Source organism: Methylosinus sp. shoA (genome assembly GCF_059718125.1).
In genome coordinates, this window is the sequence record NZ_AP046091.1 from 691,026 (window position 1) to 716,117 (window position 25,092).

Consider the following 25,092-nt stretch of genomic DNA (forward strand, 5'->3'; position numbering starts at 1 on the left):
CATTCGCCCCCTCATTTCGGTTTGTCGGCGAAGCGGCGCACGATCGCTTCATCGGCGCCGGGGCCCGGCGTCAGCACGATCTCCCGCGCCGAGAGCGGCCGCCCCTCGCGCGTCGACACGGCGAGGGGAGCGATTTCCTCTCCCGTCTTCCGCTCGAGGAGCTTCACCGGCTCGCGCCCGCTGTTGAGCCAGCGGTCGCCCCATTGCATCAGCGCCACGAGCACGGGCAGGAGGCCGCGGCCTTTCTCGGTCAGGCGATAGGCCACGGGATTGCCGCGCCCCGGCTCGGGGACGCGGTCGAATATTCCGGCCTCGACGAGCTTGCTCAGCCGATCGCTCAGCACGTTCCGGGCGATGCCGAGATTGGCCTCGAACTCGCCGAAGCGTTCGGCGCCGAAGAAGGCCTCCCGCACGACCAGCAACGTCCACCACTCGCCGACGATCTCCAGCGACCGGGCGACGGAGCAGACCTGCGACGGGAACTCGTTGCGCCTCATGCCGATCTGACGGCACCACATTTGGTCTATTGACGCAACCAAATATATTTGGTTGCATAGAAGAACCAAATTGGCGGCGGAGGCGACGGGCGGCTCGTCCCGGAAGGCGCCGGCGCCGCAGTGACGCCTTCCCCGTGCGAGCTCTGGCGCGCACCGCACACCGACATCCCTCACACCAAGGGCATAATACGCCATGACCGATACACCGCTCCGCCCATCGCAGCCCGTTGTCCTTCCCCCGCAAGTCGCACGCTCGCTCGGCGGGATGGAGTTCCTGCGCGGGCTGATGGACGGCCGATTCCCGGCGCCGCCGATCGCCGCGCTGATCGGCTTCTTGCCGGCCGAGCTGGAACGAGGCCGCGCCGTCTTCAAGGGAACGCCGGACGAGCGCCATTACAATCCGATCGGCTCGGTGCATGGGGGCTATGCGGCGACGCTGCTCGATTCCTGCATGGCCTGCGCCGTGCATTCGATGCTGGAGGCCGGCTGGGGCTATACGACGATCGAGCTGAAGGTGAATTATGTTCGCGCCCTCACCGCGGCGACCGGCGAGGTGAGCGCGGAAGGCAAGGTCGTTCACCTCGGCCGTCAGATCGCATCGGCCGAAGGACGGCTGACCGACCCGCGGGGCCGCCTGCTCGCCCATGCGACGACGACCTGCTTCATCATCGGCGCCGGACAAAACGAAACGGCGTCGAGCGCGACTGAAGCCGCACCGAGCTGAGGCCTCACGAGATCGCGACGGGATCGATCGACGCTCTCGCCGCGCTTCCCTTTGCTGAAGAGGAATTTTGCTCACATTCAGCGCCAACGCGAAGGGCGCTTGGCTTTTCCGCGGATTTTCTCGATGGCGTCGGACGAGAGCGGCTCCGCCGGCGTCGAACCGTCGGATGGTCGCTTCGTCGATCGCGCCGACCGCATGCAGGTCTTCGGCAATCTCATGAAGCGCGTCGCTACGGTGGCCCTTTTTCGTCATGGCTCGATCTCTCGCCATCTTCGCCGGCGCATGCAGATCATCCTCCTCGCGCAGCCTGATCCGGCGTCGAATCGGCCCCTCTCCCATCGCTCGCGTTCCGACGCGCCTGCTCGACGTAAGAGCGCAGAACCGCGTTGATCTTGGTCTGATAACCTTTGCCCTGAAGGCGGAATACGTCGCGGTCGATCCGCATGTCGAGAACGGCTTTCGGCTGCGAGAGCTCGAGCGATGCTTTCGACCAGTCGAAGATCGTCTCGGCCTCGTCCGTATCTGTGGAGACGGCGGCCTCGATCTCCGCCTCCGACAACGCGGCGGCGCGCTCCCAATCGCTCTGATCCTGTCCGCGCGCCTGCATCGCGCGCAGCTGGTCATCCGTGCGCCTGACGACGCGCTCTTTCTTCGACACGACGCGCTCTCCTGAACGAAATGATTCATACACAATCAACCCCCGAACCGATTGTTCTTCGGGAACCCCCGCGGCGGCAGCCGGCCCGCCTCGGCTCGATGGGCGACCCATTCCGCCAACTCGCGCTTCTCCACCGTGTGGACACGGCCAGACAAATCCGTCCAGCTCAGACCGTCCGCCAACGAAAAGACCTTCGCATCGGCGACGCCGCCGTCCTTGTAGCGCTGCAGCCGCACGCCCTTGCCGCGCGCCATCTGCGGCGCCTCGGAGAGCGGGAACACCAGCAGCTTGCGGTTCTCGCCGACGATCGCGACATGATCGCCCTCGGCGGGAACGACGATTCTGAGCTTCGCCGGCGGATCGACATTGAACACCGCGCGGCCTTTGCGCGTCGTCGCGACGAGATCGTTCTGCGAGACGACGAAGCCGCGGCCGTCGTCGGAAACGAGCAGCAGCAGCGCGTCCGCCGTATGCGGCAGAACCTTCACGATCGCCGCATCCTCGTCGATGTCGGCCATCAGCCGGATCGGCTCGCCATGGCCGCGCCCGCCGGGGAGCTTGGCTGCATCCAGCGTGAAGGCCTTGCCGTTGGAGGCGAGCGCCAGAACCTTCGACGTCGTCTGCGCGAAGAAGGAGACGTCGAGCGCGTCGTCGCCCTTGAACTGCAATTGCGACAGGTCCGACACATGCCCCTTGAGCGCGCGGATCCAGCCCTTCTGCGACACGACGACGGTGATCGGCTCGCGCTCGATCAACGCCTCGGCGAGATCGATGTCCGCCGCCTCCGGAGCATCCTCGAATGTGGTGCGGCGCTTGGCCAGAGCGGCGTTGGCGCCCACCATCTTCTTCAGCTCGCGAATCTGCGCCGTGATCGCCTTCCATTGCTTGCCCTCGTCGGCGAGCAGGGCCTCGATCTCGGCGCGCTCCTCGACGAGCTTCTCGCGCTCCTTGCGCAGCTCCATTTCTTCCAGCCGGCGCAGGGCGCGCAGGCGCGTGTCGAGGATGTAGTCGACCTGCACGTCGGTGAGATCGAAGGTCGACTTCAAGACCTGCTTCGGCTCGTCCTCCTCGCGGATGATGCGGATCACCTCGTCGAGATTGAGGAAGACGATGATCATGCCGTCGAGCACTTCGAGACGGCGGATGATGGCGGCGAGGCGATGGCGCGAGCGGCGCTCCAGCACTTCGCGGCGATGGTCGAGCCATTGACGCAGCGCCTCGTCCAGCGAGACGACGCGCGGAACGGCGCCGTCGACCAGCACATTCATATTGACGGGGAAGCGGATCTCCAGCTCGGAGAGCTTGAACAAAGTCTCCATCATCAGCGCCGGATCGACGGTGCGCGCGCGCGGCTCGATGACGACGCGCACATCCTCCGCCGATTCGTCGCGCACATCGCCGGCGAGCGGCGCCTTCTTCTCGACGATCAGCTCGGCGAGTTTTTCGATCAGGCGCGACTTCTGCACGCCATAGGGAATCTCGGTGACCACGGCCACCCATTGTCCCCGCGCGGTCTCTTCCTTATGCCAGCGCGCGCGCAGGCGAAAAGAGCCGCGTCCGGCGCGATAGGTCTCGATGATCTGCGCGCGCGGATCGACGACGATTCCGCCGGTCGGGAAGTCCGGTCCCTGCACGAAGTTCAGCAATTGCTCGGCGGTCGCCTGCCGATGCGAGATCAGATACAGCGCGGCGTCGCAGAGCTCGGAGAGATTATGCGGCGGCACGGAGGTCGCCATGCCGACGGCGATGCCCTGCGCGCCATTCGCCAGCAGATTGGGGAGCGCCGCCGGCAGCACGACCGGCTCCTGCTCCTCGCCCGAATAATTCGGGCGGAAGTCGATCGCGTCCTCGTCTATGCCCTCGAGCAGCAGACGCGCGACGGCGGTCATGCGCGCCTCGGTGTAGCGATAGGCGGCGGCGGCGTCGCCGTCGACATTGCCGAAATTGCCCTGGCCGTCGACCAGCGGATAGCGCGAGGAGAAATCCTGGGCGAGGCGCACCAGGGCGTCATAGATCGCCTGGTCGCCATGCGGATGGAAGGAGCCCATCACATCGCCGACGATCTTCGCGCATTTCTTGAACGGCGCGTCCGGCGCGAGGCGCAAGGTCTGCATGCCGTAGAGGATGCGCCGGTGGACGGGCTTCAGCCCGTCGCGCGCGTCGGGGAGGGCGCGGCCGGTGATGGTGGAGAGGGCGTAAGTGAGATAGCGCTCCTCGAGCGCCTCGCGCAGCTCGACCGGGATCAGCGCCTCGCCGCCGCCGGCCTCGCCCGCCGGCGTTCCGCTCTTGGCCATGTCGAACGCTCCTTCCTCCGCCCGGGCCGAGCGATTCGGCGCCCGCGCCCGAAGCGTCGTCTATAGCCCGCCCCCGCCGGAGCGTGAACCATATCCCGCGCGAAGCATTGCCGCTGCGCCCCAGTTCCAGTAAGACGGCGACGCTTCGGACGAGCGGCCCGCCGGCCGCGTCGACGCCGGGGCGCATTTTCTTCGAGCCTCTCCATGAAGAAGCCGCTGTTGATCCTGTTCACGCTCGTCGCCGGGCTGTCGCTGACGCGCGCCGACGCCGGGCCTTTCGACTTTCCGCTCCTCGATTGGCTCGCGCAGGGGCCGGACGAGCCCGCGTCCGGAAAGGCCGAGCGGCGCGCCGCTTCGCCCGAAGCGCTGTGCAAGGAGGTCGAAGTTCCCGTGGACGAGGGCTATGGGGTGACGAGCCGCGAGAAGCGCGTCGTCTGCGAGGACGATCGCTGACCGGTCAGGAATTCGCGGCCGCGCCCACATAGAGCGCGCGGGCCTGCGGCGTCTCCAGTCCGCGCGGCGTGAACACGTCGCGGGAAAGAAAATGCCCCGTCAGGCGAAAGGCCGCGGCGAGCTCGGCCGAATCGGCCGGCGCGCGCGCGGCGTCCTGCAGAAAGCCGGGAAAGGGCAGCAGCCTGTCGCTCCAGGGCGCGCCGGCTTCGCGGGTCACCGCCCGGCCGGTCTTGGGCGAGACATAGGCGAGGTCCTCGCTCGCGCCGGTGAGCGCGCAGCGCTCGAGATCGAGGCCGAAGCCGAGCGCCCTCAGCAGCGCCAGCTCGAAGCGCGCCATCAGCGCCGGGGCGAGATCGAGCGAATCGAGCCGGTCGGCGATGACTTCCGCCATATCGAACAGTTCGCCGTGCGGGTCACGCTCCGGCAGCAGGCGCAGCAGCGCGGCGAGATGGGCGACCCCGTGCAGGGCGAAGGCGCGGTCGAGGAGCCGCGCCGCGCGCGAGCGCAGCGGCTCCACCGCATAAGAGCCGAGATGCTCCTCGAGCCGCGCCCGCCATGCCGCCTCGACGCTGTTGCCGACCTGCAGGACCGAACGAAGCGCGCGGCCGGAGCCGCCGCGCACGAGGCCGAGATGGCGGCCGTGCGCCTTCGTCATCAGCTCCAATATGACCGCGGACTCGCCGTGGCGGCGCACGCCGACGACGAGCCCTTCGTCCCGCCATTCCATGGGCGCTCTCTTTTTGCTTGGAGCGAATTCGGATCGCTCGAACGATTCCGTTCGAGCGAACGCGCTCTAGACCTCCGAGAGCTTCACGTCCGGCGAATAGTCGAAACCCTCGACATCCTTCGTGATCGCCTGGCCGCAGATCACCCGGCCTTTCGCCGTGTCGAAGGTCAGCGTCGGCGAGCCGTAGAGCGACCAGCCGAGGCTCAGCGCCTCGGTGACGCGCTTGCAGAATTCGGCGTCGTCCGGCCCGGTCAGATAGCGATAGACGGTCGACCGCTTGCCTCGTCCATTGGACATCGTCAGCCTCTGGGAATTGGGATGGCCGCGCGGCGGGGATCGCCGCGGCCCTCATCCCTCAATCCATGGACGGGGCGCCCCGCGCAAGAGGATTTTGGCGCCTCACCCCTTCCCGCCGCCGAGCTTGAACAGGCGCAGGACCAGCCAAACGGGCACCACGATCATCGCGCCGGTCAGGACATATTCGGCGACGAGCTTCACCGCGCCGACGCCGAGCGAGGAAATATGGTCGAAGAAGCGCTGCACGCCGTGTAGCAGATCGCTCGGCCGCAGTTCCAGCCACATCAGCAGCGCGCCGACGACCAGCGACACGAACAGGAGCTTGACGAACACCTGCAGCGGCGAGCCGCCGAGAAAATTATCGATCGAAGACATGATGGTCCTTGACTTTCGAGCCGCCGGTCAGAGCCGCTCGCCCTCGGGCGTCTCCTCGCGGAAGAGCTTCATCATGCGCCGCACGAATTTTTCGGTAAAGGAGAGGGCGCGTTCGAGCTCCTGTTCTCCAGGCATAGGCTTTTTCGGGGCCTCGGCGCCGCCGAGCTTGGCGCGCAGCTCGGCGTTCTCGCGGGAGAGGCGCGCGATCTCGGCCTCGAGCGCGGCGCGCTCGTCGGCCGCCGCCCGGCAAACGGAGAGGCCGTCCTCGACGGCGCAATGGGCGACGGCGCCGGTCTCCTTGTCGAGCCGCAGGAAGCCGTTCGGGGCCGGCGTCATGGCGAAGCGGCCGGTCTCCGGCGCGGGCGGCGGGTCTTCGGCGCGGGCGGCGCCGGCGCAGCAGAACAAGAAGCAGAGGATCGAAAGCGCGCGCATGGGCGTCTCCCGGCTGCCGGCGGCCGATGGCGGCTAGCCGTTCGCCTCATAATAATCCGCGACGAGGCGCGGATATGACCACGGCTCGTAGCGCCGCCGTTTTTTCCAGAGCGCCTCGAGCGGCAGGGCGAGCAGCGCGTCGTTGAGCGCCGAAGGCGCGGCGGCCAGCGCGATATCAAGTATATGCCCCTGCTCCGCCTCGCGCAGCCGCTCCGCCGGAGCGCCGATGTCGAAGACGACGGGGGGCACGCCGGCCGCGAGCGCCAGCGAGAGCGTGTAGCAGAAGGTCTCGGGCCAGATGGAGGGGAAGAAGGCGAGATGCGGCCGCCACTCCTCGAGCAGCGCCAGACCCGCGTCGTCGGTCGGATAATGGCCCGTCTCGACGACGCCCTCCTCCTCGAGCTCCTCGCGCAGCACGGATGAGCCGATGATGCGGAATTGGATGGGCAGAGCGCGAACTCTCGCGTCGAGCGCCAGCGCATGCAGCAGCGACGCGCCCTTGTGCAGGGTGATCGCGCCGATCACCGCGAGGCGCAAGGGCGCATCCGCCGGAAGCTCGGGCTCGCGGATCGCCGGCGGCGCATATTCATGCGGACGCAGCTGCGTCCGCACATTCGGAAAAGCGCGCGCGACGCGCTCGGCCGTATCGCGCGAGGGAACGAAGACGCGCTTCGCCCTTTCGTAGAAGGCGCCGTAGCGCGTCTCCCGCTCGGCCGGATCGATGATATGCGCATGCTCCTTGTCGGCGCGAACGCAGGAGCGGCAGGTCTCGACCCGGCGCTCGGCGCAATAGGCGCCCTGCGGCGTCACCAGATGATGGCGATGGCAGAGCGCCGTGTAGTCATGCAGCGTGCAATAGAACTCCGGCGCGGCGCGCTCGATCATCGACATGAGGCTCATGGTCGCCGTCCAGTCGAGCCCGACGAAGGAATGGACGTGGACGATTTCTGGACGCAGCCAGGAGATGAAATCCTCGATCGTCTGCGCATGGCGCGCAATCGACAGCGCGCCGAGCGAAGGCGCATAGATCGAAGCGGCGGCCGCCGTCTCGAACCGAATATCGTCGCCGCCGCTCGCGCCGAGCTTCATGAGCAGGACGTCGAAGCCTTCCTCTCCCAGCCGCTTCGCGAGATCGCCGATATGCGTCGCGACGCCGCCGCGGATCGCATGCGTGACCATCACCGCGACGCGCCGACGAAAGCTCCGCGCCAGACGATAGAGATCGAGACGAATGCGCGCCTCCAGCGCGGGATCGGCGCGCGCATGGAGCGCGATGCGCATCGGATAGTCGGGATGCTTCGCATGCAGCGCGATCTGATTGGCCGCCCGCTCTCTCGTCGCGCGCTCGGCGAAGGAGACGCGGCCGGTGTGACGGACGAATATATCATGCGCGAAGACATTGACATAGCCGGCCTTGGCCGCGCGCATGCAGAAATCGTTCTCCTCGCCATAGCCGCGGCCGAAGGTCTCGGCGTCGAACGCCCCGATCTCGTCGATGACGGCGCCGCGCATATACATGCAGAAGCCGACGCCGGTCGGCACGATCGTGCGCGCGCCTTCGTTGCACACTCTCGCGAAATCGTCGAGCTCGGCGAACGAAACTTCGAGCTCCAGCAGATTGTCACGGTTGGGGACGGGATAGCTGCAGATCGTCGCATTGTTGGAGAAGGGCGTGATCGTCGCGATCTTCGCGTCGCGCCGCGCATGAGCGAGCAGCCGGTCGATCCAGTCGCCATGCACGATCGCGTCGGAATTGAGGATGACGACGTCGCGCCGCGCGCGCCGCTCGAGCGCTCTATCGACCGTGCGCACGAAGCCGAGATTCTCCTCATTCTCCAGATAGTCGAAGAGGCCGCGCGCCGAGAGGCGGCGCAGAGCGTCGGTCAGCGCGGCGTCGGGGCTACTATCATTGACGACGCGGAGATTGAACGGCGTCTGCTGCGCATTGGCGAGAACGGCGTGGATGCTCGCGAGAGTCTCGTCATAACCCCGATAGACCGGAACGACGACATCGATCTCGGCGTTCGCGACATTCGCCGCGGCGACGGCGAGCTCCCATTCCTGCACGCTCGGCGCCTTCGGCGGCGGCCAGACGGAGGGGCCGACGGGATTGGGCTTTCGACCCTCGCCGCGCCCGCGGACGATATAATGATAGAAAGGATTTTCTCCCGAAACGCGCACATCGGGATTGCTCGACAGATAATGAGACGTCCAGAAGACCGCGTTGGGATCGCGTCCTTCACGCCAGCCGTGTTTCACATAATGGGCGAGCGGATCGATCTTCGCCGGATCGACGTCGGGATTGGCGCGCGAATAGAAGGCCGCGTCGAACTCCTCCGCGATCGTCGCGACGACCGCGTCGTGGCGCGCCACGGGCGCAACGGAGCGCGCGCGCGCGGACGACGCCATCGAGCGCGTCGCGACATGATGATAGAGCGGGCTGACCTTGGCGGCGCGCACATGCGCGTTGGCGTCGAGATAGTTCTGCGTCGAGAAATCGGGCGAGGGATCGAAACCCGAGGTCCAGCCGGTGCGGAGATAATGGTCCAGCGGCTCCGTGACGAGGTCGCCTCCGAGATATTTCAGCCGATAGAACTCCGCGTCGAAATGGCTCGCGACGACGCGCTTCTGCAGCTCGATGAGCTCCTCGTCCGACTCGGGGAAGACGAAGAGACGTTGCCTGCGCTTATTCGCCGCATAATGGACGAGCGGATTCTCGCGCCGTCCGCAGCTCGGATTCCTGTCGCGATAATAGAGCGTGTGAAAACTCCAGGACGGATTGCGTCCTTCCCGCCAGCCGTGCTTCAGGAAATGAGTGAGGGGATCGAGGCCCGCGGCGACGACGTCCGGATAGGTCGCCGCGTAATAATCCTTGTCGAAATGCGTGAGGCCGCGCCCGGCCCGAACGCCGATCATGATCGCCAATCGTCGCAGCATCCGCTTTCGTTCGTCCCGATCGATCGATAGAGGCGAGACGCCGTCCCGCGAGGACCCTTCGCCTGCTCCCGCCAGTAGGAAATTCCGTCATCATTGTAAAGTTTGCGGCCGGCGGCGCAGTCGCGAGCCTTTGACCGGCGCACAACAACGGGTAAGCTCGCGCGGGCCGAAACCGGAGGCGAAAGGCGCGATCGTGACGGAAGCCAAGCAATTCGACGTGGTGGTGATCGGCTCGGGCCTCGGCGGCCTGACCGCAGGAGCCCTGCTCGCGAAGCAGGGTTATGGCGTCTGCCTGCTCGAGCGCAACTTCAGCCTCGGCGGCGCCGCCTCCGTCTACAAGGTCGGCTCGCTGACGGTCGAGGCCTCGCTCCACCAGACCTCCGATCCGCGCAATCCGCGCGACGTGAAGCACCGCATTCTCGACGAGCTCGGCATTCTGAACGAGATCGAATGGATGCCCACGGGACCGCTCTACACCGTTCGCGGCGGCCCGCTCGACGAGCCTTTCGTCCTGCCGGTCGGCTTCGACGCCGCCAAGGACGCCCTCTCGGCGCGCTTTCCCGCCAAGGCCGAGGCGATCGGCGCCTTTCTCGACCGCATCGACCAGATCCAGGATTCGCTCTGGAATCTCTCCACTGCGCGCGAGGACCGCTCGATTTCCAAGCTCGTGAAGGGTCTCGCCGAGATCGGCCCGGTCGCCGCCGACTGGCGCGCCTCGCTGTCCGAGGTCTTCGCGCGCGAATTCGGCGAGGAGGAAGGGCTGAAGGCGGCGCTCGCCGCCAACCTCGCCTATTATGGCGACGATCCCAAGCGCATGTGGTTCATTTTCTACGCGCTGGCGCAGGGGGCCTATATCGGCTCGGGCGGCGCCTATATCAAAGGCGGCTCGCGCCAGCTGAGCCTGAAGCTCGCCAAGGCGATCACCAAGGCCGGCGGCGTCGTGCGCCTCGGCCGCACGGCGAGCGCGATCGAGCTCGACGGCGAAGGCCATCCCGTCGCCGTCCGTCATGTCGCCCGCAAGTCCGGCGAGGAGGAGGAGCGCATTTCGGCGCGCATCGTGCTCGCCAATTGCGGCCCGAATATCGCCGCCGATCTGCTGCCGGAGGCGGGACGCGCCGCCCTTGTGGAGGCCTTCGGCGCGCGAGAACTCTCGACCTCGCTGTTCTGCGCCCATTTCGGCCTTTCCGCCAAGCCCGATACGGTCGGACTCGCCGATTATTCGAGCATCGTGCTGCCTCCCGAGACCCGCTCCTTCGACGATTACGGCGCCGGCGCGACCCTGCTCGCCGATGCGCCGAAGGGCCGGCTGCCGGCCTATGGCATCGCCAATTTCAGCGCCGTCGATTCCGGACTATGGGACACGCCGCCGATCCTGCTCAGCGTGCTGGGCCTCGACCGGATCGACAATTGGCGCGGCCTCTCGCGCGACGATGCGCGCACGCGCCGCGAGCAATGGCTCGACGCGCTGCAGGCTCGGCTCGACGAGGATTATCCCGGCTTCTCCGGCCTCGTGCAGGAGCGCACGCTGCTCAATGCGCAATCCATGCAGGGCTATCTCAACACGCCGGATGGGGCGGTCTACGGCTTCGCCTCTCTGCCGCCGACCCAATCCATCCTCTCGGGCTTCCCGCGCACGCCGCGCACGCCGATCCCGCGCCTCTATCTCGCCTCCGCCTTCGGCGGCGAGCACGGCTTCAACGGCGCGATGCTGTCGGGCGCCGAATCGGCGAAGCTCGCTGCGGCCGATCTTTCGGGCCGCGACGCCTGACGGCTCGAGCGAGCGTGCAGGCTCGCCATCGAAGCAGGGAGCCTCACGCGCCCTCGAGCCGCGACGACCAATCTTCGACCACGCGTCGCTCGAGACGGCGCGCGGCGAGCTCGCGCCAAGGCGCCGCGAGCTCGGGCAGCTTCGCCATCCGTTCCAGCGAACGGAAATCCAGCGTGCGGCGATAGAGCATTTCATTGAGCCGCGATAAAGGCCAGTCGGGCAGCGGCCGCTCGATCAGCTCCAGCCGGTCGCCCGGTCGAACGACGCCCTCGCGCAGCACGCGATAGTACCAGCCGGTGCGGCCGCTCTCCTGAACCCGACGCGCCATGTCTTTGCGTCGGAAATGGACGTTGAGCTTCCAACAGGGCTGGCGACCCTGGCTCACCTGCACCACGGCCGAGCCGAGCATGTAGACGTCGCCGACACAGACATTCTCCTCGGTGAGGCCGAAAGTCGAAATATTCTCTCCGAAGGCGGGCGCCGCCGCCAGCGCCTCGGCGAGCGACGGCTCCTCGTCGAACCAGCGCGCGTAATGGTCGCGCGGATAATGATGCAGCGCCTTCTCCTCGCCCCCGTGATGGACGGGATCGCCCTGTCGGTCGCATTCGAGACCTGTGCTCATGATGCGCCACGGGGCCGGCGCGGCGGTCTTGGCGATTCCGCTCGGCGCGGCGCGCGGCCCGAGCGGAAGCAACGAATGAGCCGCGAACATCGTCTCGATCGAAAGGGAAACCATGGAGTCCTCGCAAAAGGGCCTCGCTCGGACGCAGGGTCCGGCGAGGCGAGTTCGGAGCAGCGGAAGGGACAGCGGCGGCGCGATGCCGACGTTATTTCAGCGCGGCGAGATCCGCGCCGAAATTGATGTGATAGGCGCGCCCGTCGATGACGAACGCCGGCACCGATTTCACGCCGGCTTTCTCCGCCTCGGGCAGGCGCGACTTGTCCTGGCCGAGATGCACGACCTCGACGTCGAATTCCTTCGGGTCGAGAGCGTGGGCGAAGGCGGTCTCCGCATCCGCGCAAACCGGGCAGCCCGCATGATAGAAGGTCGCTTTCCGTGCCATGGCCTTGATCCTCCTCTGTTCGGCCTCGTCGCACGGCGCGCTTTCGCGCGCCGCGTTTCCGCGGAGGCGGACGGCCGCCCCCGAGAAACTCCCCTCTCGATCACCCGCCCGCCGCGGCGGCGGCCGGGCGCAGAAAACTCGACCAGGCCGCGTCCTGCTGCAGCGGCGAAGCCTCGTCGTGCTCGCCGCAGTCGAGGCGCAGATGCCGCCCGCCGAAGGGCGCGTCGACCAGCGCGCAATGATGCGGCAGCTCCGCATCGGCATGGACATGAGGGCGAAAGTGGCGGCAGGTGACGCAGAGCCGCTGCGGCGCGATCGCCTTCGCTTCCTGCAAGGCGCGAATGGTCTTGATGACGAGACGCAGCAAGTCCTGCTGCTCTTGCGGCGGCAGCGTCGCGAGCGCCCGCTCTATCGACGAATCCTCGCGCGCGGCGGCCGACGAGGCCTCCCGCCCGGCGCCGGTGGCGCGCAGCACGATCGCACGGCCGTCCTCCGGGTCCGGCGTCTTCGTCAGCAGGCCTTTGCGCATGAGCGCCGCGACCGAATCGGTGGCGGTCGGCTGTGAAACGGCGAGATGCTCCGCGACGGCGCGAAGCCGCGCGCCCTTGTCGCCGCGCGCGGCGACGAACGTGAGGGCGTCGAGCTGCGTGGGCGTTACAGCGGCCCCCTCGGCCGCGCCCCATCGCTCCGCCCGCATAACGGCGCCGATGCGATCCAGGCCCTCGCGGAGGCGGCGAGGCAAAGGGGTCGAGAGGGCGTCGAAGGGCGACATGGAAATAACATAGGACTCCTATTTATATGCGTCAAGCGAAAAGGGCGTCCCGAAGGGGACGCCCTGCCTTCGCGAATTCGACGATCGTCAGCGCGAATAGAATTCGATGACGAGGTTCGGCTCCATCTGCACCGGATAGGGAACTTCCGCCGGCAGCGGCACGCGCGTCAGCTTGGCGGTCATCTTGTTGTGGTCGACCTCGTAATATTCCGGCACGTCGCGCTCGCCGAGCGCCGCCGCCTCGAGCACGGTGACCGCCTGCTTGGAGCTCTCCTTCACCTCGACGACGTCGTCGATCTTCACGAGGTAGGAGGGGATGTTCACGCGGCGGCCGTTCACCTTGATATGGCCGTGGTTGATGAATTGGCGCGAGGCGAAGACGGTCGGCACGAATTTGGCGCGATAGACGACCGCGTCGAGCCGGCGCTCGAGCAGGCCGATCAGATTGTCGCCCGAGTCGCCTTTGAGGCGGATGGCCTCCGCATAATATTTGCGGAACTGCTTCTCGGAGATATTGCCGTAATAGCCCTTCAACTTCTGCTTCGCCTTGAGCTGCGTGCCGAAGTCGGAGAGCTTGCCCTTGCGGCGCTGGCCGTGCTGGCCGGGGCCATATTCGCGCCGGTTCACCGGGCTCTTCGGACGGCCCCAGATGTTCTGGCCGATGCGGCGATCGATCTTGTATTTGGCTTCCGCGCGTTTCGTCACTTGCTTGCGTCCTCTTCTCGCATCCTCGCGCGGAAAAGGACGCCGCGCCCGCCCGAGAAAGGCGAGCGACGCCGAACCACGTTCCCGCGCCGAGGAAATGTCACCTGGGCGTCGAAAGAACGCGCCCTCCTCTGCCGGACGATCCGGCCGACAGGCTTATCCCTGGACGAAGACGACGAGGGACAGCCGCGGGTGCGCGCCGGCTGAAGCGCGCTTCGGCCGGACGCGGGTTGCTAGTCGTCCCGGCTGCGGAAGTCAACCCGCATGAGACGCCCGTGCCGGGCGATCGGGTGAAGGCTCCGCGTGCTTCGAGACGGCTCCTTCGGAGCCTCCTCGGCATGAGGGAGCCTTCACAAGATCGCCCTGGCGTCGCGGAGCCGCGCACTTGACAGGCTTTCGCCCATGCGCCACTCGGCGCGCCCATCGACGCAACGAGACGGGGCGAGCAGCGCATGGCGAGGGCTTTTCTATTTCCGGGTCAGGGGTCGCAGGCGGTCGGCATGGGCAAGACGCTGGACGAGGCTTTCGCCGAGGCGCGCGCCGTCTTCGCCGAGATCGACGACGCGCTGGGCGCGCCCCTCTCGACTCTGATGTTCGAGGGCCCGGAGGCCGAGCTGACGCTGACCGCCAACGCGCAGCCGGCGCTGATGGCCGTCTCGCTCGCCGCCATCCGCGTGCTGGAGACGCGGGCGGGGCTCGATCTCGCCGCTGACGCCGCCTTTGTGGCCGGCCATTCGCTCGGCGAATATTCGGCGCTGGCCGCCGCCGGCGCCCTCTCGATCGCCGATACGGCGCGCCTGCTGCGGCTGCGGGGACAGGCGATGCAGGCGGCCGTCCCGGTGGGCGCGGGAGCCATGGCCGCCCTGCTCGGCGTGGAGCTCGAGGCGGCCTGCGAGATCGCCGCGGAGGCGGCGCAGGGCGCCGTGTGCCAGGTCGCCAATGACAATGGCGGCGGGCAGATCGTCGTCTCGGGGACGAAGGCCGCAGTGGAGCGGGCGATCGAGATCGCCAAAGGGCGCGGCGTGAAGCGCGCCATTGCCCTGCCCGTATCGGCCCCCTTCCATTGCGCGTTGATGCAGCCCGCGGCCGAGACCATGCGGGCGGCGCTGGCCGCGACGACGGTCCACGCGCCGCGCGTCCCCGTTGTCGCCAATGTCACCGCAGGCGCGGCGCGAGATCCAGAGGAGATCCGCGGTCTGCTCGCGGAGCAGGTGACGGGAACGGTGCGCTGGCGCGAGAGCGTCGCCTTCATGGCCGGGCAGGGCGTCGACAAATTCGTCGAATGCGGTTCCGGCAAGGTGCTGACCGGCCTGCTGAAACGAATCGCGCCGCAGGCGGCGGGAATCAGCGTCGGCGCGCCGGCCGATCTCGATGCCTATCGCAGCTTCGTCTGACGTGAGAAAAGCCCGGCCGAAACGGCCGGGCTTCGGGACGCCGCGGGACGTTCAGTATCTGGCGACGACCGGAGCGGGCGTGAACAGATTGAAATGATAATTCACGCCGGCGCGCACCGTGTTGATCTGGGTGCGGTGACGGTTCCAGTTCCAGCCCCAGGCGCCGACGCCGACGACGCCCGGTCCCGACTGGAAGGCGGGCAGAGCCGTAAACAGCCAAGCGTTATTGTTGTTGTTATTGTTATTGTCGAGCTCGGTATAGAGATATTCGATCTTGGCCGACCAGTTGGGCAGGAAGGCCCATTCGACGCCGCCGCCCGCGGTCCAGCCGGTGCGGATGTTGCCATTGTTGTTGTTGCCCCACCAGCCCCAGCCGGGCCGGTTCACCTCGCCATAGCCGAAGCCGCCCGTGCCGTAGATCAGCAGGCGCGAATCGAGCAGGGCGACGCCGAGGCGGCCGCGGACCGTGCCGAACCACGGCACCCGCTCACGGTCGAAATTGTTCCACCAGCCGCCCCCGCCGACGCCCCCCCAGCCCCACCAATTGTTGTTGCCGCCGCCGCCGATGCTCGTGCCCTGGAAATCGGTCTCGAGGCCCACGACGAACAGCGGGCTCAGCTGGTAGTTATAGCCGATCTGCAGGCCGCCGGAGACGCCGCCGTTCGAGCCGCTGTTGTTGTTGTTCCAATTGTTCCACCCCCAGCCCCAATTGTTCCAATCATGGTTGCGGGTGAGCCAGCTGCCGCCGAGGTTGAGGCCGATATAGGGGCCGGTCCAGGAAAAGACCGGCGGCGGAACAAACACCGGAGCCTCCTTGCGGGACGGCAGGTCGGCGGCGGCAGCCGAGCCGGAGACCAGCGCTGCGGCGACCGCGAGGGCGGAAAACTTCATATTCATAGATAGCTCCTTCGATTCATAAAAAATGGCGCGCGCACACCAATCGCTGTTCGGCTCGTGCGTCACAAGCATTTGAACCGCCACGAAGCGAAGATTTCGTAAATGAGCGGTCCTGTAAACTGCATACCTGCTGGAAACGACATGTTTCTGTGATTTATATCAGCACTGTTGCAAACAAGCACCCTTAAGTATCCTTGTGAATGCTTCGAAATTATACGTAGACTACGGATATGAGCTCCGAAAAACTACCTAGTCCCACCCCTCCCGCGCAATTCGGCCGGCGATTGCGCGGCGCGCGCCCGGCGCCGTATACAGCCGAAAAAACGGATGGGGAAGACATGTTCGATCTGACCGGAAAGACGGCTCTGGTGACCGGCGCGAGCGGCGGCATCGGCAGCGACATCGCGCGCGCCCTGCACGCGCGCGGCGCGGCTGTGGCGCTCTCCGGAACGCGGCTCGACGCGCTGCAGGCGCTGGCCGCCGAATTGGGCGAGCGCGCCCATGCGCTGCCCTGCGACCTCGCCGACAAGGCTCAGACCGAAGCTCTGGTTCCCGCGGCCGAGAAGGCGCTCGGCGGCCTCGACATTCTCGTCAACAACGCCGGGATGACCCGCGATATGCTGTTCATGCGGCTCAAGGACGAGGATTGGGAGGCGGTGCTCGACGTCAATCTGACCTCGGCGTTCCGCCTGTCGCGGGCGGCCCTGCGCGGCATGATGCGCAAGCGCTTCGGCCGGATCATCGGCGTCACCTCGGTCGTGGGGGTGACAGGCAATCCGGGCCAGGGCAATTACGCCGCCTCCAAGGCCGGCATGATCGGCATGACGAAATCGCTCGCGGCCGAGGTCGCCTCGCGCGGCATTACCGCCAATTGCGTGGCGCCGGGCTTCATCGCGACGCCGATGACCGACGCGCTGACCGACGCGCAGAAGGAGGCGATCCTGCGCGCCGTGCCGGCCGGCCGTCTCGGGACCGGGGCGGACGTGGCCGGGGCCGTCGTCTATCTCGCGAGCGACGAGGCGGCCTATGTCACCGGCCAGACTCTGCATGTGAACGGCGGAATGGCGATGATCTGAAGCTGCGGCGGGACGCATGCGCCGCCCCCCTCGCCATGGCGAATGAATTATGCTACCAGACGCGACGCTGGCCGGGGGAGCCGCCGTTCGTAGAGTCGGGCGAGCCTTCGGTTCGTTTCCCGAAAGGCGACATTCCGCCCAAGTCGCGTGAGCCGATGAGCGGGAAGGTGAAGAGGTTTATCCCCTGAGCGATCGAGCGCGGCCGGGTCGATGTCGTCCCGGCGCCACGAAATCGGTATCAGCAGATCAATCGAACGAGGATCAGAACAGATGAGCGATGTCGCCGAGCGCGTAAAGAAGATCGTTGTCGAACATCTCGGCGTCGAGCCCGACAAGGTGGTCGACAAAGCGAATTTCATCGATGATCTCGGAGCCGACTCGCTCGACACCGTCGAGCTGGTCATGGCCTTCGAGGAGGAATTCGGCGTCGAGATTCCCGACGACGCCGCCGAGACGATCCTCACGGTCGGCGACGCGGTCGCCTTCCTGGAAAAAGCCAAGGCCGCCTGAGAGCGGGCGCTTGTCGCGCGGCGCAAATGGTCCTCTTCGGGATCGGCGTCGCGTTTCCTCGTGACATGCGGCGTCCGTCGGACGTGGATTGAGAGAAGCGCTCGAGAGCGATCATATGCGAAGGGTGGTGGTTACTGGGCTCGGCATCGTCTCGCCGCTGGGCTGCGGCGTCGACGTCAATTGGAAGCGGCTGATCGCGGGCGAGCATGGTTTTCGCCGCATCGACACGTTCGAAGCGTCCGATCTGCCCTGCCAGATCGCGGGAATCGTCCCGCGCGGCGACGGCTCGAACGGCAGCTTCGACGCCGACGCGTGGTTCGAGCCCAAGGAGCAGCGCAAGGTCGACGATTTCATCGTCTATGCGGCCAGCGCCGCGACGCAGGCGCTGGCCGACGCCGGCTGGACGACCGACACGCCCGAGAAGCAGGAGCAGACCGGCGTGCTGATCGGCTCCGGCATCGGCGGGCTCGGCGGCATCTACGAGACCTCCCTCATTCTGAAGGAGAAGGGCCCGCGCCGCGTCTCGCCCTTCTTCATCTCCGGCCGCATCATCAATCTCGCCTCCGGCTATGTCTCCATCATGCATGGCCTCAAGGGACCCAATCATGCGGTGGTGACCGCCTGCTCGACCGGCGCGCACGCCATCGGCGACGCAGGCCGGCTCATCGCGCTCGGCGAAGCCGAGGTCATGGTCGCGGGCGGCGCCGAATCGCCGGTCAACCGCATCGGCGTCGCGGGCTTCGCCGCCTGCCGCGCGCTCTCCACGGGCTTCAACGACCGCCCGGAGGCGGGCTCGCGTCCCTATGACCGCGACCGCGACGGCTTCGTGATGGGAGAGGGCGCCGGCGTCGTGGTGCTCGAATCCTATGAGCACGCCGAGGCCCGCGGCGCGCGCATCTATGCGGAGCTCGTCGGCTATGGAATGTCGGGCGACGCCTATCACATCACCGCTCCGGCGCCCGACGGCGACGGCGCCTATCGCTGCATGGCGGCGGCGCTGAAGCGGGCGGGCCTGCGCATCTGCGATGTGGATTATGTGAATGCGCACGGCACCTCGACGCCGCTCGGCGACGAGATCGAGCTCGCCGCCGTGCATCGGCTGATCGGCAATGAGCGGCCGAAGCTGTCGATGTCCTCGACCAAGTCGGCGATCGGCCACCTGCTCGGCGCGGCCGGGGCGGTGGAGGCGATCTACTCCATCCTCGCCATGCAGAATAATATCGCTCCGCCGACGCGCAATCTCGACAATCCGTCCGTCGAGACGGCGGTCGATCTCGTTCCGCACGAGGCGCGCGCGCGGACGATCGATATCGCTCTGTCCAATTCGTTCGGCTTCGGCGGCACCAATGCGTCGCTGGTGTTCCGGCGCGTGCAATAGCCGGGGCTTTTCTTTCGCGCTATATGAAAGATCGGCTGCGGCTCCGCCCTGCGGCCTCGAACGACTCGAGCCGATCGACGACGCGCGTGACCAAACGAGAAGACGGAGTGCTCCGATGAGCGATGCTCAGAACGGCCCGCCGGACCAGCCGGAGCGCGGCCCGCCCGAGCCGACGGGACAGAATTCGTCATCGTTCTTCCGTCGGCGCGCGAGCCTGCAGAGCGCGAGCCAGGCGCTGCAGCCCGACGCCCCGCCCCCGCCGCCGCCCCGGCGCGCCAAGCGCCGCGAGGGGGCGCTCTCGGCGCTCAGCGGATTCTTGTCGGCGCTGCTGCTGTTCGCCATCGCCGGCGTGTTCGGCGTCATAGCCGTCTTGCACAAGCTGCGCGAGCCGGGTCCGCTCGGCGCCGAGAAGATCGTCTATATCGCGCCGCGCAGCGACGTTCCCGACATTCTCGCGACGCTCGAGCGCGAGGGCGTCATCGACAGCCCGATGTTGATGAATGTCGCGCTGCTCGTCGAGGGCGCGCGCTCCAAGCTGAAGCCGGGCGAATATTTGTTCAAGCAGAACGCCAGCCTGCGCGAAGTGATGGACGAGCTCGTCAACGGACGGCAGCTGCTGCACGGCGTCACCATCCCCGAAGGGCTCACCACCGACCAGGTGCTGGCGCGGCTGCGCGACAATGACGTGCTCGCTGGCGACATGCCGGAGGTTCCCAAGGAAGGCGCCCTGCTGCCGGAGACCTACAAGGTCGCCCGCGGCTATCCGCGCGCCAAGCTCCTGGCGAAGATGCAGGAGGACCAGCGCAAGTTTCTCGACCATATCTGGTCGCGCCGCTCGCCCGACCTGCCGATCAAGACGCCCTATGAGCTCGTCACCTTGGCGTCGATCGTCGAGAAGGAGACGGGCCGTGCCGACGAGCGGCCGCGCGTCGCAGCAGTCTTCGTCAATCGCCTGCGCAAGGGCATGCGGCTGCAGTCCGATCCGACCATCGTCTACGGCCTCGTCGGCGGCAAGGCGACGCTCGGGCGCGGCATATTGCGGTCCGAGCTCGAGAAATGGACGCCCTACAACACTTATACGGTCGATGGTCTGCCGCCGGGGCCGATCGCCAATCCGGGAAAGGCCGCGCTCGAGGCGGCCGCCAATCCCTCGCGCACCCAGGACCTCTATTTCGTGGCCGACGGGACCGGCGGCCATGTATTCGCCGAGACATTGGACCAGCATCAGCGCAATGTGCAGCGCTGGCGGCAGATCGAGAGAGAGCAGAAGGACAAGGGCGCGGCCGGAATCGACCGCGCCGATCCCGGAGGCCTCGTCGGTCCGGCGCCGCAGCCGGATCCATCCCAGCCCCCCGCGCCGCCGGCGCGCCGCCGGCGCGGGGAAGCCGACGGGATCGGCCGGCTGATCATCGTGGGCGAGCCCCGCGAGGATCATCCGCGCGGACTGCGCGTCACCGCCGATCACGGCGCCTTGAAGCGGCTCGGCGCCTATCTGCCCGACGTGCCGCCCGAATACGCCGGCGAGAATGCGGAGAGCCTGCGTCTCGCCCTCCAGCGCGCCGCTCTGCCGTCTGTCGCGCCGCCGCTGTTCGTCACGGATTTCGCGCAGCGCGCCCGGCCGGCGATGGCCGATGTGGCGCAATTGTTCGCCGAGCCGCCGGAAGAGGAGGCGGACGCCGCCGTCGCCGAAGCGACCGACGACATCTCAGACCCTTCCGCGGTCCATCCCGTCTCGGATCGTCTGCGCGCCGAGCGGCGCGCACGTGCGGCGCGGCTCGGCCTCGCCCCGGAGCCGGAGGACGGACCTGGCGGCGAGACAGTCGTCGCCGCCGCCGCGCCGGACGCCGTGACCGCGCCCCAGCGCCGCGGCCGCGCGCGCGCATTCGACGCCTCGGAAGGCACGCCGCTCGATCCGCTGCGCGACAGGAGCTGGGATTTGAGCTCGCCGAAGACGGTGCCGAATGTGGCGAGCTTTCGATGACGGGGGAGTAGCGAGTAAACCGATAGCGCACAGAATTCTGCTCGCTATCGGCTACTCGCTGTTCGCCACAGGAGCGACATGTCTCTCGCCAGCATGACGGGCTTCGCCCGCGCCCACGACACGCTCGGACCATGGCGGTACGCCTGGGAGATCAAGACGGTCAACGCCAAGGGGCTCGACCTGAGGCTGCGCGCGCCGCCCAATTTCGACGCCGTGGAGGTCAAGGCGCGCGCGCTGATCGCCGGGCGCGTCGCGCGCGGCGCTTGCTTCGCCGGCCTCACCGCCAAGCGCGACGATTCCCTCGTCGAGACGCGCGTCAATCGCGCGGCGCTCGAGCGCCTGCTGAAGGCGCTCGACGATGTGCCGCTGCATGCTTCGCTTCGCCCGGCCTCGCTCGACGGTCTGCTCGCCGTGCGCGGCATCGTCGAGATCGTCGAGCCCGAGGACGACGAGGAGCAGCGCAATGCGCTCGACGCGCAGATACTCGCGACGCTGGCTTCCGCACTCGATGCGCTCGCCGCCTCGCGGCTCGTGGAGGGCGCGGCGCTCGCCGCCGTGCTGAGACAGCGGCTCGACCGCATCGCCGAGCTGACGACTCGGGCCGAGGCTCTGCCGGGCCGCGGCGCCGAGGCGGCGCGCGGACGGCTCGCCCAGCAGATCGCCGCTCTGCTCGACACGGGAGCCGCCTTCGATCCGCAGCGCCTGCATCAGGAGGCGGTGCTGCTCGCGGTCAAGGCCGACATACGCGAGGAGCTCGACCGCCTGAAGACGCATGTCGCGAGCGCACGCGACCTCCTCGCCAAGGGCGGGCCGGTCGGCCGCCGCCTCGACTTTCTCGCCCAAGAACTCTCGCGCGAAACCAACACGCTCTGCGCCAAATCCAACGACGGCGCGCTCACCGCCATCGGCCTCGAGCTCAAGATCGAGGTGGAGCAGTGGCGGGAACAGGTGCAGAACATCGAATAGGCAATCGGCAGATGGGCGGTAGGCAGTAGCCTTTGCGAGCGATACTGCCTATTGCCCTACTGCCCGACTGCCCCGGAAACACGCGATGCCCCACACCCCCGACCGCCGCGGTATCGTCCTCATCCTCTCCTCGCCTTCCGGGGCGGGAAAGACGACGCTGACGCGCATGCTGCTGCAGAACCGGGAGCTCGATCTCACCCTGTCGATTTCCGTCACCACGCGCGCGCGCCGTTCCAGCGAGGTCGACGGAATCCACTATTCCTTCATCTCGCAGAAGCGCTTCGAGGCGATGCGCGACGCCGGCGAACTGCTCGAATGGGCGGAAGTGCACGGCAATTTTTACGGAACGCCGCGCGCGCCGGTCGACGAGATATTGAGCGAGGGACGCGACGCGCTGTTCGACATCGATTATCAGGGCACGCAGCAGGTGCGCGACAAGATGGGCGCCGATACGGTCACCGTCTTCATCCTGCCGCCCTCGATGAAAGAGCTGCGCGCGCGGCTCGAGCGGCGCGCCGAGGACTCGCGCGACGCGATCGAGCGCCGGCTCGACAACGCCCGCAACGAGATCCAGCGCTGGAAGAGCTATGATTATGTGCTTGTGAACGACGACTTGCAGAGGACCTTCGACGATCTCATCGCCATTCTGCGGGCCGAGCGCCAGCGCCGGCCGCGGCGCATGAAGGGGATCGAGGCCTTCGTGGAGCGTCTGCTGAGCGAATGAGTCGAGGGGGAAAAGCGATGACGAGATTTGTGCGACCGATGCTCGCCGCCTGCGCGCTCGCCGGCTGCAATTCCGCGCAGCCGCCGGCCGCCGTTGCGCCCGTCGTCGCCAGCCGCAATGTCACGCCCCAGAATTTCACCCTTCCCTCCGGCCCCGGCTGCGCGGGCGCGATCGCGCGCTATCGCGCCGTGCTGGACAATGATCTCGCCATGGGTCATGTCGGCCAGAGCGTCTACTCGACCATACAGACAGAGCTGGGGCCGGCCGATTCGGCCTGCGCGGCGGGACGCGACGGCGAGGCGGCGTCGCTCCTGCGCGCCAGCAAGGCGCGCCACGGTTATCCCGGCTGAGTCGCCCCGCGACTTTTCGTCCGCCGCAGATTGGAAGCAATCCGATCTTGCGCCATTGTTCGCGCGCGAGCGTTCTTTTACGTTATCGTGACAGTTCGACAGCGCTCCTCGCGGACTCGCCGGCAGAGCTGGGCCGGTTCTTGCGTCCTATTCCCACGGGACGAGGCGGGGGTGTCGCCATTCGCTCTCTCGAGAGGCATGATATGATCTATTTCCGCACGCTCCTCGTCTCCGCGGCGCTGGTCGCGGGCTTCGCCGCTGTGGCGGCCGGCGAAACCACCCTGCAGCTGTCGATCAAGGATCATCGCTTCGAGCCTTCGACGCTCACCGCCCGCGCCGGCGAGCCGATCGCCATCACGGTGAAAAATCTCGATGCGACGCCCGAGGAGTTCGAGAGCAAGGCGCTCAAGGTCGAGAAGGTCGTCGCCGGCAATAGCGAGATCACCGTGCGGCTGCGTCCGCTGAAGCCCGGCCGCTACGCCTTCGCCGGCGAATATCACGAGGACACGGCGAAGGGCGAGCTGATCGTCGAGTAGAAGGGAGCAAACATGCTGGGCGCGCTCATCATCGTCTTTCGCGAGGTGATAGAGGCCGGCCTCGTGATCGGCATCGTGCTCGCGGTCACGCGCGGAACGCGAGGCGCGCGGCCCTTCATCTTCGGCGGCGTCGTGGCGGGCGCGCTCGGCGCCGGGGTCGTCGCCGCCTTCGCCGACGCTCTGTCGCAAGCGGTCGCCGGCCGCGGTCAGGAGCTATTCAACGCGGGCGTGCTGGCGATCGCGGTGGTGATGCTCGCTTGGCACAATATCTGGATGGCGCGCCATGGCCGCGAGCTCGCCTCGGAGCTGGCGGCGGTCGGCCGCGCCGCCGCCGCGGGCGAGAAATCCTTCCTGGCGCTCGCCGTGGTCGTCGCTCTCGCCGTGCTGCGCGAGGGCTCGGAGGTCGCGCTGTTCCTCTATGGCATTCTCGCCTCGGGCGAATCGGGAGCCGATCTTTTCTTCGGCGGCCTCGGCGGACTCGTCGTCGGGGCGCTGGTCAGCACGCTGACTTATTTCGGCCTCGTCACCATTCCGACGCGCTATTTGTTCTCGGTCACGACGGCGATGATCACTCTGCTCGCCGCCGGCCTCGCCGCGCAATGCGCCGGCTTCCTGCAGCAGGCCTGGATCGTCACGGCTCTGTCGGAGACCTTGTGGGACACCTCCGCCATCCTGCCGGATTCGAGCATACTGGGCCGCGTCCTGCATACGCTGATCGGCTACACCGACCAGCCGACGGAATTGCAGGTCGTCGTCTATGTGGCGACCTTGGCGACGATCGCGATCGCGACGAAGCTTTCTTCGCCGCCGCCGCGCGCGCCGAATACGGCGCACGCCCCGGCGGAATAGCCAGCTGAAAACCAGGCGCGCTCCCTTCTCCCGCGGAGTGGGAGAAGGGAGCGTGCTATCTCCCCGGCTCCTCCGGCGTCGAAATATCGATCTTGCGGATGACGCGCTCCGGCTCGGGCCGGACGAGATCGATCGACAGCAGGCCGTTGACGAGATCGGCGCCCTGCACCTGCATACCCTCGGCCAGCAGAAAGGCGCGCTGGAACTGCCGCGCGGCGATACCGCGATGGAGGAATTGCCGCTCGCGATCGTCGACCTGCTTGCCGCGAATGACGAGCTGATTCTCCTCGAGCGAAATATCGAGCTGGTCGCGGGTGAAGCCGGCGACGGCCAGAGTCAGCCGCAGTCGCTCCGGGCTGTCCTCGGTGCGCGGCAGACGCTCGATATTATAAGGCGGATAGCCGTCCGAGCCGGAGCGGGTGACGCGGTCGAGCGCGCGCTCGATCTCGTCGAACCCCAAGAGAAAAGGGGAGTTGAGCGTCGGCAGTCGTGCCATGGCGAAGCCCTCGCGGCGCTTCTCGTGATAATGTCTCGGAAGGCCCGTCGCGGCGCCCCGCGGCGTATATGGAGCCGAAGCTCGACGCGATCAAGCGGCGCTTCCGACTAGAGCGGTTTCCGATCCGATCGGATCGGAAACCGCTCTAGCTTTTTCGTTTTGGAGCGAATTCTGATCGCTCGAACGATTCCGTTCGAGCGGAAAGCGCTCTAGCCCGCGCGATCTCGGGGCG

At 67.2% G+C, this 25,092-nt stretch carries 26 protein-coding genes and 1 pseudogene; 13 read left to right on the top strand and 14 right to left on the bottom strand.

The genetic code is table 11. The features are described from left to right. Positions 1-11: 11 nt before the first annotated feature. Positions 12-518, bottom strand: coding sequence for a winged helix-turn-helix transcriptional regulator (locus AC6IW9_RS03200; RefSeq protein ID WP_497769111.1), 507 nt, complete (start codon positions 516-518; stop codon positions 12-14). Between the two features lie 172 nt (positions 519-690). Here AC6IW9_RS03200 and AC6IW9_RS03205 point away from each other — a divergent pair, with 172 nt between their 5' ends. Further along, positions 691-1,221: a PaaI family thioesterase gene (locus AC6IW9_RS03205; RefSeq protein WP_497769113.1), complete on the top strand. Its 531-nt coding sequence runs from the start codon at positions 691-693 to the stop codon at positions 1,219-1,221. 289 nt (positions 1,222-1,510) lie between these two features. Here AC6IW9_RS03205 and AC6IW9_RS03210 read toward each other — a convergent pair whose 3' ends face one another. Beyond that, positions 1,511-1,879 (bottom strand): BrnA antitoxin family protein, encoded by a 369-nt coding sequence (locus AC6IW9_RS03210; RefSeq protein ID WP_497769116.1) that lies wholly within the window; start codon positions 1,877-1,879, stop codon positions 1,511-1,513. A gap of 35 nt (positions 1,880-1,914) precedes the next feature. Continuing rightward, positions 1,915-4,173 (bottom strand): DNA topoisomerase IV subunit A, encoded by a 2,259-nt coding sequence (gene parC / locus AC6IW9_RS03215; protein ID WP_497769119.1) that lies wholly within the window; start codon positions 4,171-4,173, stop codon positions 1,915-1,917. A gap of 204 nt (positions 4,174-4,377) precedes the next feature. On the opposite strand from parC, the gene AC6IW9_RS03220 reads away from it, so the two are divergent. Next, positions 4,378-4,626, top strand: coding sequence for a hypothetical protein (locus AC6IW9_RS03220; protein WP_497769121.1), 249 nt, complete (start codon positions 4,378-4,380; stop codon positions 4,624-4,626). Between the two features lie 4 nt (positions 4,627-4,630). Here the strand turns inward: AC6IW9_RS03220 and recO are convergent, their stop codons facing one another. The 5 genes from recO to AC6IW9_RS03245 all read right to left on the bottom strand — a co-directional run bounded on the left by recO (position 4,631) and on the right by AC6IW9_RS03245 (position 9,394). Then, entirely contained in the window at positions 4,631-5,353 is a 723-nt protein-coding gene (gene recO, locus AC6IW9_RS03225) for a DNA repair protein RecO (RefSeq protein WP_497769122.1), read from the bottom strand. Positions 5,354-5,419: 66 nt separating this feature from the next. After that, on the bottom strand, positions 5,420-5,650 hold the full coding sequence (locus AC6IW9_RS03230; protein ID WP_497769123.1) for a DUF1737 domain-containing protein: 231 nt from the start codon (positions 5,648-5,650) through the stop codon (positions 5,420-5,422). 102 nt (positions 5,651-5,752) lie between these two features. After that, positions 5,753-6,025, bottom strand: coding sequence for a DUF6460 domain-containing protein (locus AC6IW9_RS03235; protein ID WP_497769124.1), 273 nt, complete (start codon positions 6,023-6,025; stop codon positions 5,753-5,755). Between the two features lie 27 nt (positions 6,026-6,052). Next, a complete protein-coding gene (locus AC6IW9_RS03240; protein WP_497769125.1) occupies positions 6,053-6,457 on the bottom strand; it encodes a hypothetical protein in 405 nt (134 codons plus the stop codon). 33 nt (positions 6,458-6,490) lie between these two features. Next, positions 6,491-9,394 carry a glycosyltransferase gene (locus AC6IW9_RS03245; RefSeq protein ID WP_497769126.1) on the bottom strand — a complete coding sequence of 968 codons (2,904 nt, stop codon included), beginning with the start codon at positions 9,392-9,394 and terminating at the stop codon, positions 6,491-6,493. Between AC6IW9_RS03245 and AC6IW9_RS03250 the strand changes: the two genes are divergently transcribed. Continuing rightward, entirely contained in the window at positions 9,372-11,162 is a 1,791-nt protein-coding gene (locus tag AC6IW9_RS03250; RefSeq protein WP_497769127.1) for a phytoene desaturase family protein, read from the top strand. The two genes, AC6IW9_RS03245 and AC6IW9_RS03250, sit on opposite strands and share 23 nt — an antisense overlap. 43 nt (positions 11,163-11,205) lie before the next feature. On the opposite strand, the gene AC6IW9_RS03255 is transcribed toward AC6IW9_RS03250, so the two are convergent. From AC6IW9_RS03255 to rpsD, 4 genes are all read right to left on the bottom strand, one after another. Then, entirely contained in the window at positions 11,206-11,898 is a 693-nt protein-coding gene (locus tag AC6IW9_RS03255) for an MOSC domain-containing protein (RefSeq protein WP_497769128.1), read from the bottom strand. 91 nt (positions 11,899-11,989) lie between these two features. Further along, the gene (locus tag AC6IW9_RS03260; protein WP_497769129.1) at positions 11,990-12,226 is read right to left on the bottom strand and encodes a thioredoxin family protein; all 237 of its coding nucleotides are present in this window, start codon (positions 12,224-12,226) and stop codon (positions 11,990-11,992) included. 100 nt (positions 12,227-12,326) lie between these two features. After that, positions 12,327-12,923 (bottom strand): MarR family winged helix-turn-helix transcriptional regulator, encoded by a 597-nt coding sequence (locus AC6IW9_RS03265; RefSeq protein ID WP_497769130.1) that lies wholly within the window; start codon positions 12,921-12,923, stop codon positions 12,327-12,329. A 162-nt stretch (positions 12,924-13,085) separates the two neighbouring features. Beyond that, positions 13,086-13,703, bottom strand: a complete 618-nt coding sequence (gene rpsD / locus AC6IW9_RS03270) for a 30S ribosomal protein S4 (RefSeq protein WP_497769131.1) — start codon at positions 13,701-13,703, stop codon at positions 13,086-13,088. A gap of 452 nt (positions 13,704-14,155) precedes the next feature. On the opposite strand from rpsD, the gene fabD reads away from it, so the two are divergent. After that, a complete protein-coding gene (gene fabD, locus AC6IW9_RS03275) occupies positions 14,156-15,097 on the top strand; it encodes an ACP S-malonyltransferase (RefSeq protein ID WP_497769132.1) in 942 nt (313 codons plus the stop codon). A gap of 51 nt (positions 15,098-15,148) precedes the next feature. Here the strand turns inward: fabD and AC6IW9_RS03280 are convergent, their stop codons facing one another. Continuing rightward, positions 15,149-15,994 (bottom strand): outer membrane protein, encoded by an 846-nt coding sequence (locus AC6IW9_RS03280; RefSeq protein WP_497769133.1) that lies wholly within the window; start codon positions 15,992-15,994, stop codon positions 15,149-15,151. A gap of 338 nt (positions 15,995-16,332) precedes the next feature. On the opposite strand from AC6IW9_RS03280, the gene fabG reads away from it, so the two are divergent. The 9 genes and pseudogenes from fabG (at position 16,333) to AC6IW9_RS03325 (ending at position 24,364) form a co-directional block, all read left to right on the top strand. Then, positions 16,333-17,070, top strand: a complete 738-nt coding sequence (gene fabG, locus AC6IW9_RS03285; RefSeq protein WP_497769134.1) for a 3-oxoacyl-[acyl-carrier-protein] reductase — start codon at positions 16,333-16,335, stop codon at positions 17,068-17,070. Positions 17,071-17,340: 270 nt separating this feature from the next. After that, positions 17,341-17,580: an acyl carrier protein gene (locus AC6IW9_RS03290; protein ID WP_116637600.1), complete on the top strand. Its 240-nt coding sequence runs from the start codon at positions 17,341-17,343 to the stop codon at positions 17,578-17,580. A 115-nt stretch (positions 17,581-17,695) separates the two neighbouring features. Continuing rightward, positions 17,696-18,958, top strand: a complete 1,263-nt coding sequence (gene fabF, locus AC6IW9_RS03295) for a beta-ketoacyl-ACP synthase II (protein ID WP_497769135.1) — start codon at positions 17,696-17,698, stop codon at positions 18,956-18,958. Positions 18,959-19,172: 214 nt separating this feature from the next. Continuing rightward, positions 19,173-20,220, top strand: a pseudogene (gene mltG, locus AC6IW9_RS03300) (endolytic transglycosylase MltG); the annotation flags it as partial. 797 nt (positions 20,221-21,017) lie between these two features. Continuing rightward, positions 21,018-21,905 (top strand): YicC/YloC family endoribonuclease, encoded by an 888-nt coding sequence (locus AC6IW9_RS03305; protein WP_497769136.1) that lies wholly within the window; start codon positions 21,018-21,020, stop codon positions 21,903-21,905. 85 nt (positions 21,906-21,990) lie between these two features. Then, the gene (gene gmk / locus AC6IW9_RS03310) at positions 21,991-22,629 is read left to right on the top strand and encodes a guanylate kinase (RefSeq protein WP_497769137.1); all 639 of its coding nucleotides are present in this window, start codon (positions 21,991-21,993) and stop codon (positions 22,627-22,629) included. 17 nt (positions 22,630-22,646) lie between these two features. Beyond that, positions 22,647-22,979 carry a hypothetical protein gene (locus AC6IW9_RS03315; protein WP_497769138.1) on the top strand — a complete coding sequence of 111 codons (333 nt, stop codon included), beginning with the start codon at positions 22,647-22,649 and terminating at the stop codon, positions 22,977-22,979. Between the two features lie 203 nt (positions 22,980-23,182). Beyond that, positions 23,183-23,515, top strand: a complete 333-nt coding sequence (locus tag AC6IW9_RS03320; protein WP_497769139.1) for a cupredoxin domain-containing protein — start codon at positions 23,183-23,185, stop codon at positions 23,513-23,515. A 12-nt stretch (positions 23,516-23,527) separates the two neighbouring features. After that, complete coding sequence (locus AC6IW9_RS03325; protein ID WP_497769140.1) at positions 23,528-24,364, top strand: FTR1 family iron permease; 837 nt, start codon at positions 23,528-23,530, stop codon at positions 24,362-24,364. 55 nt (positions 24,365-24,419) lie between these two features. Here the strand turns inward: AC6IW9_RS03325 and AC6IW9_RS03330 are convergent, their stop codons facing one another. Beyond that, complete coding sequence (locus tag AC6IW9_RS03330) at positions 24,420-24,860, bottom strand: Hsp20 family protein (RefSeq protein WP_497769141.1); 441 nt, start codon at positions 24,858-24,860, stop codon at positions 24,420-24,422. Positions 24,861-25,092: the final 232 nt, after the last annotated feature.